Origin of the sequence: Azospirillum baldaniorum (assembly GCF_003119195.2) — a bacterium.
Taxonomy (GTDB): Bacteria; Pseudomonadota; Alphaproteobacteria; order Azospirillales; family Azospirillaceae; genus Azospirillum; species Azospirillum baldaniorum.
Genome location: NZ_CP022254.1, coordinates 1,413,190 through 1,426,174 on the forward strand (window position 1 = coordinate 1,413,190; position 12,985 = coordinate 1,426,174).

At 67.9% G+C, this 12,985-nt stretch carries 9 protein-coding genes; 3 read left to right on the forward strand and 6 right to left on the reverse strand.

Translation table 11 applies throughout. The features are described 5' to 3' along the window. Positions 1–79 precede the first annotated feature (79 nt). From Sp245p_RS20690 to Sp245p_RS20710, 5 genes are all read right to left on the reverse strand, one after another. Entirely contained in the window at positions 80–2,557 is a 2,478-nt protein-coding gene (locus tag Sp245p_RS20690; RefSeq protein WP_014198164.1) for a cellulase family glycosylhydrolase, read from the reverse strand. A gap of 229 nt (positions 2,558–2,786) precedes the next feature. Then, a complete protein-coding gene (locus Sp245p_RS20695) occupies positions 2,787–3,713 on the reverse strand; it encodes a class I SAM-dependent methyltransferase (RefSeq protein WP_014198165.1) in 927 nt (308 codons plus the stop codon). A gap of 161 nt (positions 3,714–3,874) precedes the next feature. Continuing rightward, a complete protein-coding gene (locus tag Sp245p_RS20700; protein WP_014198166.1) occupies positions 3,875–5,134 on the reverse strand; it encodes an endo-1,4-beta-xylanase in 1,260 nt (419 codons plus the stop codon). Positions 5,135–5,322: 188 nt separating this feature from the next. Beyond that, on the reverse strand, positions 5,323–7,689 hold the full coding sequence (locus Sp245p_RS20705) for a GumC family protein (protein WP_109138809.1): 2,367 nt from the start codon (positions 7,687–7,689) through the stop codon (positions 5,323–5,325). A gap of 3 nt (positions 7,690–7,692) precedes the next feature. Further along, on the reverse strand, positions 7,693–8,385 hold the full coding sequence (locus tag Sp245p_RS20710; protein WP_014198168.1) for a WecB/TagA/CpsF family glycosyltransferase: 693 nt from the start codon (positions 8,383–8,385) through the stop codon (positions 7,693–7,695). Between the two features lie 557 nt (positions 8,386–8,942). On the opposite strand from Sp245p_RS20710, the gene Sp245p_RS20715 reads away from it, so the two are divergent. After that, on the forward strand, positions 8,943–11,210 hold the full coding sequence (locus Sp245p_RS20715) for a helicase-related protein (RefSeq protein ID WP_014198170.1): 2,268 nt from the start codon (positions 8,943–8,945) through the stop codon (positions 11,208–11,210). 148 nt (positions 11,211–11,358) lie between these two features. Here Sp245p_RS20715 and gpmA read toward each other — a convergent pair whose 3' ends face one another. After that, on the reverse strand, positions 11,359–12,120 hold the full coding sequence (gene gpmA, locus Sp245p_RS20720; protein WP_014198174.1) for a 2,3-diphosphoglycerate-dependent phosphoglycerate mutase: 762 nt from the start codon (positions 12,118–12,120) through the stop codon (positions 11,359–11,361). A 227-nt stretch (positions 12,121–12,347) separates the two neighbouring features. Between gpmA and Sp245p_RS20725 the strand changes: the two genes are divergently transcribed. Both Sp245p_RS20725 and Sp245p_RS20730 read left to right on the forward strand, forming a co-directional pair. After that, positions 12,348–12,626 carry a MarR family transcriptional regulator gene (locus tag Sp245p_RS20725; protein WP_236778250.1) on the forward strand — a complete coding sequence of 93 codons (279 nt, stop codon included), beginning with the start codon at positions 12,348–12,350 and terminating at the stop codon, positions 12,624–12,626. Between the two features lie 12 nt (positions 12,627–12,638). Beyond that, on the forward strand, positions 12,639–12,980 hold the full coding sequence (locus Sp245p_RS20730; protein WP_014198176.1) for a hypothetical protein: 342 nt from the start codon (positions 12,639–12,641) through the stop codon (positions 12,978–12,980). Positions 12,981–12,985 lie beyond the last annotated feature (5 nt).

The following is a 12,985-nucleotide window of genomic DNA, read 5'->3' on the forward strand; positions in this document are numbered from 1 at the left end:
TCGTACGACCCTCACCCGCCCGCTACGCGGGCACCCTCTCCCGGGGCGGGAGAGGGGACCTTCACCGCTTGCGCGGTCGTTACGCGGCCTGATGTTCGAGCATCAGGTTCACGGCGTCCACCGTCATCATGTGCGTGAAGTCGACCGACGACAGGTCGAGCGCGGACTGCACGCCCACCGACTGCACCGTCGCCGTGTCCTGGGCCAGGCTGTGGGCCAGCATGTCCGCCGACAGAGCCTGGGCGGAGCCCGGCGGGTTGATGGTGCCGATGCCGGTCCCGTCGGCGATGGTCGCCTGCGTCGGGTTGGAGAGCTTCAGGTTGAAGGTCTCGACGCCCTCGGCCACGTCGTCGCTCAGCACCTTGACGGCGACCGTCTTGGTGGTCTCGCCGGCGGCGAAGGTCAGCTTGCCGCTGGTCGCCAGATAGTCCGAACCGGCCTTGGCCGTGCCGTCCGCCGTGGCGTAGTCCACCGTCACCGTCTGGTTGTAGGCCTGGGACAGCTTCACCGTGAACACGGCGTCGGTGGTGACCGGGCTGGCGGCGGTGCTGCTGTACAGGCCGGGCTTGATGGCGTTGTACTTGTTGTAGTCCACCTTCCAGCTGTCGTTCATGATGCCGCCGGTGTCGCCCGAGCCGGGGCTCCAGGCCCAGTAGGTCCAGCTCGCCCCCTGGTCGCCCGCGGCGAGGTCGATCTTGCCGTCACCGTTCCAGTCGCCGTTCATGTACTGGATCAGCTTGGGCATCCACGCCTTGTCGATGGCGGTTTCCATGCGGCTGCCGAACTCGCCGACCAGGATCGGGGTCTCGTCGTTCTGGATGAAGTGGCCCCACATCTGGTCCCACTTCGCCGGCATGTTGTTCGGGAAGTTGTTGGCCTTGAACCAGTCCATCATGTAGAGCGACGGACCGTAGTCGTGGACCGAGTAGACCAGCTTGCCCGGTTCGTTGAACTTGACCTCGTAGTTCTTCTCGCCCAGCAGATTGCCGCCCCACCAGTACCACTGGTTCTGGTAGGTCTCGATGCCCTCGACGATCAGCAGCCAATCCTTGTTGACCGACTGGATGGCGTTGCCGATGCGCTCCGCGGCGCGGGCCCAGTCGTTGGGGCCGCCGTCGCCCCAGGTGGCCGGGTTGTGCGGCTCGTTGTGCAGGTCGGCGCCGATGACGGCGTCGTTGCCCTTGTAACGGGTCGCCAGCATCTTCCAGTTCTCGATCATCTTCGATTCCGGGTACTGGCTGGTGTACCAGAGCCCGTTCTCGTTGGCCGACGCGCCATCGCCGGAGCGGTGGTGGTCGAGGATGATCTTCATGCCGATCTTGTCGGCGTAGTCGATGATCTTGTCGAAGACCTCCAGCGAGGTCTTGCCGCGCAGGTCGGGGTTCTTCGAATAGTCGATGCCGGTCGGCATGCGGCCGTTGTCGAGCATCGCGTCGGAGTAGGGCAGGCGGATGGTGTTGAAGCCCAGATCCTTCATCTGGTTCATGTGGCTCTGGTAGCTGTCCATCCACAGCCCCTGCGGCGCGAAGGCGTAGCCCTCGGACCCGAACCAGTTCACGCCGGTCAGCTTCACGGCCTTGCCGCTGCTGTCCATGATCTGGCCGCCCTCGGTGTGCAGGAAGCCCGGCGCGATGCCGGTGGTCTTGCCGGTCGGCTCGGTCACCGAGACGTCGCTGACCGACAGGGTCGGCTTCGTCGGGGTGGGGGCCGGCGGGTTGGTCGGCGTGGTCGGGTTGGAGGAGCCGGGGAAGAAGCTCTTGTCGGCGTCGACGACCAGCGTGCCGTTCCACCACATGCCGGACTGGCCCTTGACCACGTCCTTGCCGTCCAAGGCACCCTTGTCATAGGTGACGTTGCTGTCGGTGGGCATGACCGACTTGCCGTTGATGGTGATCTTGTTGACCAGCAGGTTGCGGTCCTGGCCGTTCACCGTGGCGTCGTTGTCGTACTGGATCTGGACCTTGTGCGCCTGATCCGCCGTGGCGTTGATCGAGAAGGCGTAGTCCTTGGCCGAGGTGCCGGCGACGCCCTCGCCGACCTTCTTGCCATCGATCAGCAGGTTGAAATGCGCGTTGACGCCGCCCGCGGCGTTGCCTTGCAGGTTCAGGATGACCTGGGTGTTGCCGGCGGGGGCCGGCGGCGTCGGGACCGGGAAATAGTCCTTGGTCAGGGCGAAATCGAGCGAACCGTCCCACCACATGCCTTCCTGGCCGGGAATCACGTCCTTGCCGTCGGAGGCGCCGCGGTCGTAGGTGACCAGCGAGCTGGTGGAGGCGACGGGCTTGCCGTTCACTTCCAGCGACTTGACGAGCAGGTTGCGGTCCTGCCCGTTCACATAGCCGTCGTTGAAGTAGACGATCTGAAGCTTGTGCGCCTGATCCGGTGCGACCTGGGCCTTGAAGGTGTACCGGCCGTCGCTGGTCGAGCTGACCGTCGCCTGGCCAAGGTTGACACCATCCAGGAGCAGCCGGAACTGCGGCCAGATCCCGCCGGCAGCCTGCCCCGAGGCGTTGACGACGAAGGTCGTGTCGACGAGACCCGTGGTGGTCGTTGCCATTGGAAGTAACCTCTCTCCATTTTCGGTGGAGCAAAGGTGAGGCCCAATTGGTTAACGAGGTATTTCGGATTTTAGGGAAATGCGACTCAAAAGCCACGATAGGCTGTGAAAAGAATGAGGCGCGAAAAACCGCCTTTGCTGCGGTTTCCGCGCCACAGTGGGGCCTTGCGGCCACGGGGAGGTGAAAGTGTAAAGTCTTGTTACAGAAAGGTTTCTGAAATCCGCCGCCTCAGCCTTCGTGACTTTTGTGAGCCACCATGAAGACCTCCGGGCGGAACAGGTAAAGCTGGCCGATCTTGCCGAGCTTGCGCCGCAGGGTTAACGGCATCGCCCCCATGACGGATTCCACGGCCTTCACGTAGGCGAGGTATCCGCGCCCGGAACCATGGATGTGCATGCGCCGGCGCACCGCCATCGGGGCGATGTAGACGGCCTCCATCCGGGTGAAGCCGGCCTCGCGCAGCGCGCGCTCCGTCTCGCTCCAGGTGTATTCGCGCAGGTGCATGCAGATCGGCTCGTCCAGCCCGAAGACCTCCGACAGGTCCATCGGCCCGGCGTGCTTGTGCGGCATGCTGAGCACGTAGCGGCCCCCCGGCTTGAGGATGGCGTGCACGTTGGACAGGTGCACGGACACGTCCTCGGGGTGGAGATGCTCGATGACATGGGTGGAGACGACGGCGTCGTAATGGGCGCGCGGCTCGAACTCGGCGAGGTTCACGCCGTCGCAGCAGCGCCACGTCACGTTGGAGCGTTCGTCGGTCCAGCGCTCGCCGCGCTCACGGGTGATCTCGGTGGCGACGCAGCGGTGGCCGTGGCGGGCCAGATAGCTGAGCAGCCGGCCCTTGCCCGACCCGACCTCGTAGACGTCCCGCGCGCCCTTGAGCAGCGTCAGGAAGTGGCGGAAGTCCAACTCGTCGTTCTGCGCCGCCGTGTCCACCGCGTCGTTCAGCCAGGGGCATTCGCTGTAGAGGGTGGTGTAGTTCCGCTCGAACACCGTCCAGCGCTCTTCGCGGCGGGAATCCAGCAGCTCGCGGGCGAGCTGGCGTTCCAGGTCCCAATGCTGGCGGACCATGGTTTCGCTGAGGGGGTAGTTCGGGGCCAGACCGAACTTCCGCTTGTAGCGGGCGACCAGCTCATCCGACGTCAACGTGTCCACAGATCACCTCGTTGGGAGAAACGCCGCTGTTCCGCTAATCTAAGGTCGCTGTCGGAAATCCTTACAGGCGCGGACGGCGGAGCGGGCCGCGCGATCGGGCGGGGTAGAGGGGCCGGAAGGGGTACCGCGCCGCTTCCCGGCCGGAGTCGCCCCGATCCGCCTCACCCCGACCGGTTGCGTCCGCGCAGCGCCTGCACCGACGCCTCGTACAGCGGCAGCGGGCGCGACGCCGCGTCGTAGGGCGAGGGATGGGGCTTCAGCTCCGGCAATTCGCGGGAGATGTAGTTGAGGTCGGAGCGCAGGTGCCACCAGCACAGCTCGGCCAGCCGCGCGTTCCCGGCGATGTCGCCCAGATACTGCCCGGCCAGGAAGGCCATGGCGCGGTCCTTCTCCGCCCGCGACCAGGAGCGCGGCAGGTGCTTCTCGTTCACGTCGAACTCGGTGACGTGGATGGGCAGGCCCAGCCGGTCCATGGCCCGCAGGAAGCCCTTCATGCCCTCGCGGTCGTAGGGCTTGCCGGCCATCAGGTGGCTCTGCAGCCCGACGCCGTCGATCGGCACGCCGCGCTTGACCGCGTCGGTCAGCCAGGTCTGGAAATAGGCGCGCTTGCGCTGCTGCCAGCCCTCGTCGATCTCAATCCCGAACTCGTTGATAACCAGCTTGGAGGAGGGGAATTCCTTGCGGATGTGGTGGAAGAACGGGTCCAGCCATTCCGGCCCCTTGGCGCCGCCGGCCACCACCCACCACATGCCCTTGCGGAAGCCGTAGCGGTCCTGCTCCTGGGGGTGGCTGCGCTCGGTCTCCCAGAAGAAGGCCTCGTTCATCACGTCGATGCGGTAGAAATTGTCGCCGTAGCGCTGCTTGACCGCCGCGACCATGGCGGTGAAGCGCGGCCAGTAATTGTCCTCGGACAGCGTGCCGTCGGCCGAGAAATAGGCGCTCTCCGCGATGCCCAGCGCGCGCTGGCGGCTGGCCGGCAGCGTCATGTAGTCGGGCATGCCCATGTGCTGCCACAGGGCGCAGTGCCAGTTGGGCTTGGCGCCGATGCGGCGGGCCAGCTCCACCCCGGCGTCGAAGCGGCCCCAGTCGAAGTTGCCCTCCTGCGGCTGGAAGACGGCCCATTTGCCGCCGTTCTCGGGAGTCACCACGTCGCATTCCCGCGCCATCAGCGTGTCGAGCATGGGGTCTTCCGGCTCGATCAGGTGGTCGCGGGCGGCGCCGTGAAGAATCCCGGCGGCCCGGCAGGCGTCGCGCAGGGTGGGGTTGGGCACGGCGGCAACGGACGCCGCCTCGGCGACGGCGGGACCGGCGGCGGCCTTGCAGCTTGCCAGCACCGCGGCGGCTGCGGCGGCGCGCAAGGCGTCTCGGCGCGTGAAGGAGAGGGCTTTCGGCGAGGTGGCTTTTGGCGAGGTCTGGGCCATGGGCGTCGGGCCTCGTGAGGTTTGGAATGAAATGAAAATTCCCTCTCCCCTCTGGGGAGAGGGTTAGGGTGAGGGGGTTGCGCGCGTCGGGACCTCCGGCACAAGCACAACCCCCTCACCGGCCCTCCGGGCCACCCTCTCCCCAGAGGGGAGAGGGCTATGCGGGCAGAGGTGAAGGAAGGCGTCGCTTACGGCGCGGCGCGCAGGGTCTGGTCGCCGTAGTATTTCCGCGTGGCGACGTAGCTGTTGTACGGACCCTGGTAGCCCTTGCTGGCCGCCTTCTTCAGGTTCACGTCGGTCATCACGCAGACGAACTTGCTATGGTCGATCGGACCCAGGTCGGCCACCGCGTCCAGGTCGCTCGCCGTGGTGTGGCCCCAGCGGGTGACGAAGAGCACCTTGGAGGCGGCGCCGCAGACGATGCGGGCATCCGACACGGCCAGCGCCGGGGCGGTGTCGAACACCACCAGATCGAAGCTGGGCGACAGGCCGGCCATCAGCTGCACCAGGCTGTCGACGTTGAAGCGGTCCAGCGTCATCGGGTTCAGCTTGCCCGCCGGAACCATGGCGAAGGGCACGTCGTCGGAGGTGTGGACGATCTCGTCCAGCGTGGCGTCACCGGCGATCCAGTCCGACAGCCCCTTCTTGGTGGACAGGTCGAACAGCCCTTCCATGCGGGAGCGGCGGAAGTCGGTGTCCACCACCACCACCCGGCGGCCGGCCTGGCTGGCGACCTGGGCGACGGCGAGCGTCAGCGAGGTCTTGCCGTCCTGCGGGCGGGCCGAGGTCACCGCCAGCGCGCCGACCGGGCCGAGATCCGACAGATGGTTGCGGAACAGGGCGCGCAGGGATTCGCTGAACAGCGAGAAGGGGTGGCGCTGGAAGATCTTGTAGAGCCGGCCCTTGGCCCCGCGGTCGCTGTGGTGCGGCACGATGTGGACGGTGCCGACGCCCAGGATGCGGCGCACGGCGTCCGGGGTGTGGATGCGGCGCTGGAGAAGCTCCAGACCGAAGACGCTGAAGATGGCGAGCGCGAGGGCGGCGACGAAGCCGGCCAGCAGCAGCAGGACGCGGAAGGGACCCGACGGCTCGTGCGGCACCTGCGGCGCGGAGACCAGCTTGACGGCGGCCGGGAAGGCGCGGCTGTCCTTCTGGGCCTCGACCTCTTCCAGACGGCCCAGCAGGCTGTCGAGAAGCTGGCGCTTGGCGGTCGCCTCGGATTCCAGGGTGCGCAGCGGGATGGCCTGCTCCTGCATGGTGGCGTAGCTGCCCTCCATGCGGGTGATCATGGAGCGGAGCGCGGTCTCCTGCTCGACCGCGACCTGGGCGGCTTCGCGGACGCCGTTGATCTCGCGGCGGATTTCCTGCTGAAGCGAAGAGTTGGCTTCGTTCAGGCGGCCCTGCAGCTCGACGATGCGCGGGTGCTTCGGACCGTACTGGCGGGAGAGCTGGGCCATTTCCGTGGAGATGGCGGCGACCGTGGCGCGGAGCTGGGCGACGACCGGGGAGGCGATGCTGCCGCCGATGGCGTTCCAGTTGCCGGCCTTCAGGTTGCGCTCCAGCGTGTCGGCCTGGGCGACCGAGCGGGCGCGGATGGCCGACGCCTCGCTGAGGCGCAGGCGGGTCTGCTCAAGCTCGTTCTGGGCCATCAGGCCGGTGCCGCCCTTCAGCAGGCCGCCCTTGACGCGCGCTTCCTCGACCTTGGCGTCGGCCTCGGCCACCTCCTTGCGCAGCAGGACGATGCGGTCCTGCAGCCAGGAGATCGCGCTGGTCGACAGGTCGCGGTCCATCTGCTGACGGGTTTCCATGTAGCGGCGGACGATGCCGTCCACCACGTCGCGGCTCAGCTGCGGCTCCTTGGAGGTGAAGCGCACCTGGATCACGCGCGACCGGCCGACGATGGCGACGTCCAGCTTGCGGTGGATGCGCGCGATGATCTGGTCGTTGCCCAGCGCCGCGTGCGCCTCGCGCGCCCGGATGTCCTGCGCCACCTCGTCGCCGTGGCTCAGCAGCCAGGCGACCGGGGCCGGCGGGGAGCCCTCCCAGAAGCGCCCGGCGAGGTCGCGGCCGTAGGCCACCGCGCGCTCGACGAGCGGGAGCGTCTCGTCCTCCTGCGCCGGCGGGTTGAATTCCGGATGCTGGGCGAGCTGGAGATCGTTCACCACCTGGTTCAGCACCTGCGGCGACTTCAGGATCTCGATCTCGCTCAGGATCGCCGCGTCCTCGGTGGGGATCGCGCCCACCACCTGCTCGACCTCGCGGACGACGCGGACCTGCCGGTTGTCGACCAGCAGAAGGGCTTCGGAGGTGTACTGGTCCTTGAGCGTGGAGACGCCCAGAGCCGACAGGCCGGTCAGCACCACCACGATGGCCGCGATCAGCCACTTGTGGCTGCCCAGCACGCGCAGGATGAAGCGGAAGTCGGGACCCATGGACGGGGTCTGGGATTCGAACTCGCTGCGCCGGGACGGGCCGGGGGCGGCGGGCCATGCCGGAACCGGAGCCGGCGGACCGCCGTGATGGCCGCCATGATTGACTTGGGGCAGGTTTTCCACGTCTCAAAGCTCCTTATGCATGGGCGCTGGTGCTGGGGCGCTGGACGAACGCATGGCGGCACGGCGCATAAGCATGACGGTGTGGGCGAAGCCGAAAGCGCCGACGCAATAGCGGCGAAACAGGCGGCGGGGCTCCTGGACCAGCCGGAACGCCCATTCCAGCCCGATGCGCTGGACGGCGGCGGGGGCCCGGGTGAAGCGCCCGGCGAGGAAATCGATGATGGCGCCGCCGTTGACGATCAGCACCTTATGATCCAGCGCGCGCTTGAGCTGCACCGCGACCTCCTCCTGGCGGGGCATGCCCATGGCCAGGATGATGACATCGGGTTGAAGCTCCCGCGCACGGGCGATGTAATGCTCCACGGAATGGAACCCGTGCTGGGCATCGACGTAGTCGTGCGGGGTCCGCTCCTTCAGCCGCTCGATCCCCTCGTCCAGCCAGGGCGCCGCGGTGCCGTAGACGGCGACCCGACGGGGCGACAGCTGGCGGAGGAGGAGCGGGATGAAGTCGGTCCCGTTCATGTTCAGCCCGACCGGCTGGTCGAGCCATGGCAGGGCCGTCTCCAGCGCCACCCCGTCCCGCAACAGGACGTCGGAGGCGCGGAAGGCCGACCACGCGGCGGAGGACCCCGCGCAGAGGTTCACGCCGTGAGCGTTGAGGAACGACAGGATGGTCGGTCGCTCGACGGCTGACAATGTCTTTATCAATGCATGGCGCTCGTCCTCGCAAGAAATACACCGTATTCTCTCGATCAGTGCCAGGACGTCACGAGGGGTCGGCATGCACATCTCCTAACCAAATCTGCGAAGCGACGACGGTTACGTTGTCTGTGCAACGATGATGCCCGACGGTTTGCGGTGCAGTAAGACGATATTGCTTGCTAACACTTTCGATTGGTGGCATCCGGCAAGACCGTTACCGGGTACCCCTTTCGACGCGACCGCCGGACAACAGGGAATGATGTGGCTGGCACCGCCCCTTTTTCGCAGCGGTGGGATGGGAGAGGGGAAAGTTCAGGCGAATTAGCCCGGCCACGCCGGGGGAACCCCTGAATCGGCTTGCCCTATCCTATGGCTCCGACCATATAGGTACGCCCGTAGGGTGCCGGTGTGCAGAATAGGGGATGGGCGTCCGCCCTGCGGCACGGCACTGTTCGAGGTCCGGCAAAGCCCCCTCAAGACCGCCAGCCCCAACAGTTCCTTGAATCCCCAGGCCGATCTCTCCGGGGGCGGCGACGGAAGAAGACCAGTCCATGAGCAACGACGAAACCACCCCCCGCCAACCCGGCACGGCCGACGAATTCGACCGCCGCGACGCGCTGCGCGCCATCGCCGCGGTGGTGCGCGGCGACGGGATCGAGGTGGACGCCGACAGCACCCCGGCCCGCTGGTCGGTCGCCGTCGTGCATGAGGTGGTCGTTCCCGGAACCGACCGGAAGCTGAAGCTGCGGTTCCGCGTGGCGCTCGGCCCCTTGCCCGACATCGAGGCGGAGCTGTGGGGCCTGATGACGGCGGAGGAGGGCTTCGGCCGTCCCCAGGCGAAGACGCTGGGCAAGCGGGTCAAGGCGGCCTGCCTGTCCTCCGCCGCCATCGAGAAGGCGCGCGGGCGGGTGGACGGCTGGTTCGCCTCGATGGCGCAGCGCGCCAACGGCTTCGGCGAGGCGTGGCGGCCCAAGGGCTTCGCCGACGAGCTGGGCCGGGTGATCGGCTTCGGCGGCCGCATCCCGCGCCTGCAGACCCTGCTGGACGCGCTGGAGGAGGCCTTCTCCACCGCCGCCGCCCGCGCCGGTCTGAAGGTCCGGCGGGAGCGGCTGGAGAACGCCTCCGGCCTCGGCGTCTATCTCGACAGCTTCGCCACGGCCCGCGCCATGGTGCGCAAGCTGCGGCTGTTCGTCGGCCCGACCAACTCCGGCAAGACCCACGCCGCCATGGACCGGCTGGCCGAGGCGCCGAGCGGCTGCTACCTCGCCCCGCTGCGCCTGCTGGCGCTGGAGGGGCAGGAGGCGCTGGAGACGCGCGGGCGGGCGTGCAGTCTGGTGACCGGCGAGGAGCGCGACGTGCGGCCCGGCGCCTCCTTCACCTCCTCGACCATCGAGATGGTCAACACGTCCAAGGTCTGGGGTGCCTGCGTCATCGACGAGATCCAGATGATCGGCGACCCCGACCGCGGCTGGGCCTGGACCCAGGCGGTGGCCGGCGTGGCCGCTCCGGAAATCCTGATGACCGGCTCCGCCGACGCCATCCCCTACGTGCAGCGCCTCGCCACCGCGCTGGGGGAGGAGCTGGAAGTTGTCGAGTTCACCCGCAAGTCGCCGCTGCGCGTGCAGGAGGAGCGGGTGCCGCTGGAGAATGTCCGCCGCGGCGACGCGGTGATCGCCTTCTCGCGCAAGGACGTGATGGGGCTGCGGCGCGAGTTGCTGGCCCGCGACCACACGGTGGCGGTCATCTACGGCGCCCTGTCGCCGGAGGTGCGGCGGGCCGAGGCGCGGCGCTTCCGCGACGGCACGGCGGACGTGCTGGTGGCGACCGACGCCATCGGCATGGGGCTGAACCTTCCGGTTGCCCGCGTCGTCCTGTCGACCACCCGCAAGTATGACGGGCGGGAGGAGCGCGACCTGAACTCCTCCGAAATCCGCCAGATCGGCGGGCGGGCGGGGCGCTTCGGCATGCACGAGGAAGGCCGCGTCGCGGTTCTGGAGGGGGAGAACATCAACCCGGTGCGCCGGGCGCTGACCACTCCACCGGTCCCGCCCGAGGACCCGCGCACCTGGATCAGCCCCAACCTGACCCATGTCGAGGCCATCGCGCGGGAGCTGGACACCGACAGCCTCGCCAAGGTGCTGCGCACGGCGGGGCAGGAGCTGCTGCGCGCCAACCAGACCTTCCGCATGACCGACCTGGAGCAGCGCATCCAGGCCGCCACGGCGGTGGACCGGGCGAAGCTGCCGCTGGCGGAGCGCGACATGCTGGCGCGCTGCCCCATCGACGTGCGCGACCAGAACAACCTGCGCCTGCTGGCGCTGTGGGCGACGAACCAGGGCAAGGGAGTGCGCAACTCCGCCCCCGACGCCGCCGAGCGCTTCCACCACCGCGTCGGCACCGACGTGGAGCTGGAGAAGGCCGAGCGCGCGGTGAAGGAGCTGACCGCCTACGCGTGGCTGGCCTACCGCTTCCCCGACGCCTATCCGGACATGGACCTGTGCCAGGAGCGCCGGGCCATGCTGAACGCCTTCATCGAGCGCACGTTGGCCGAACGCTCGCTGGCCCGCGCCTGCCCGGTCTGCGGCACGCGGCTGAAGGCAAACCACCGCTTCCGGGTCTGCGACAGCTGCTACGCCGGTCGGGTGGAGGAGCGCCAAGGCGAACGGCGCGGGCGCCGTCCGGACGGAGCGCGCGGCCCGCAGCCGCCGGCGAAGAGCGGTGCGGAGGGTGGCCACCCGCAGTTCCACCACCCGCTGCCGGGACGCAAGGGCGGCAAGGGCGGGGCCGGGCACCGGGGACGCCGTCCCGCCGGCGGGTGAGGTCGTTCCCTCGCCCCTCTGGGGAGAGGGTGGCCCGAAGGGCCGGGTGAGGGGGTTGTGCGTGGCGGAGCGTCCGGCACAAGCGCAACCCCCTCACCCTAACCCTCTCCCCGGAGGGGAGAGGGAATGAAGGAAAGGGCTCATCGTATTACGCTGCCACGACTCCGCTCAGGCCGGTGTCGTCCCGGCGGGTCCAGGTGATCTCCTCGGTTCCGCCGCCCTCGGTCAGGAAGTAGCGGCGCAGCGGGACCAGATCGGCGCCCAGCTCGTAGACCAGCGGGCGGCTGGTCGGGATCTCGAACAGCGGGATGTCCTGGTCGGGCACCTTGTCGAGATGCTTCACGAGGCCGCGCAGGCTGTTGCCGTGGGCCGACACCAGCACCCGCGCGCCCAGCCGCAGGGCCGGGCAGATGCCCTCCTCCCAGAAGGGGATCACCCGGTCCGTGGTGTCCTTCAGGCTTTCGCCGCGCGGCAGGTTCGCGCGGCCGATCCCGGCGTAGCGCCGGTCCGACACCGCGGAGCACGGATCCTCGGGTTCGACCGGCGGGGGCGGGACGTCCCAGCTCCGCCGCCACAGGAAGACCTGATCGGCGCCGTGGCGGGCCGCCGTCTCCGTCTTGTTCAGCCCCTGGAGCGCGCCGTAATGGCGCTCGTTCAGGCGCCAGTGCTTGTGCACCGGCAGCCACATCCGGTCCATCTCCTCCAGCACGATGTCGAGTGTCCTGATCGCCCGCTTCAGGACGGAGGTGAAGGCCACGTCGAAATCGAATCCGGCCTGCTTCAGCAGTCCGGCGGCGTGGCGGGTTTCGTCAATCCCCTGCTGGGTCAGATCGACGTCGGTCCAGCCGGTGAACAGATCCGAGCGGTTCCAGACGCTCTGACCGTGCCGCAGCAGCACGAGCCGGTGCATGGGTCCCCTCCTCCTCACGTGACGGTTGCTCCTTCGGGGAACGGGAGGGTGGGGGGAAGGGTTCCGGCCGAGGCGTCACAAATGGCACGGCTTTATGTCAATTTGGAAACGCACGAGACACATTCGGACAACAAATGCGGGGTAACCTGCGGAGCAGGCGAAATTATCCGCCCGGCGCGTGCACAGCCGCACTGCGACGCCGAGCCAACTTGCGTTCCGAGGCCGCCATGCAGCATCATGACCTCCTCTCCAGGACCGTTTCGACCGATCGGGACATCACCCTGGAGGCGCTTCGTGTGTTCACCTACCTGAGCCGGCGGCTCCATTTCGACCGTCCCGTGCCGGTGCTTCAGTCCGAACTGGCTGATGCGCTCGGCATGCAGCGGCCCAACGTCAACCGGGCCATCAAGCTGCTGGAAACCAAGCAGATTCTTCTGCGGGATTCCAAACTGGGACGTGCGATCACGTTCCGGTTGAACCCGGAACTGGAGGGCGGCCGGGCCTGAAACTGGTCCGGAATGATTTTCGAAACGCGTCACCTTGTCTTCACGAATTCGGCCCTCAAGAAAGCCTTCGGCTGGTACCAGAAGGTGCCGAATCAGACCGATCTTCCGCTGGGCCTGATCGCCTCCGTCGTTCCGAAATCGGACGGGGGCGTGGTGGTCATGGTGCAGCAGGGGGCCGCGAAGGTGCGGGATGTCGCCTTCATGCCCAGTAAGACGCTCGGCGTCCTCCTGCTCTTCTGCCGCCGCCAGAAAATTCCCATTCCGCGCGACGCCGACAAGGACATCTTCCCGTCCGACGACGGGATCATGCTGACGATCCGCGGCAGTTGCAGCACCACGGCACCGCCGCCGTGACCTTG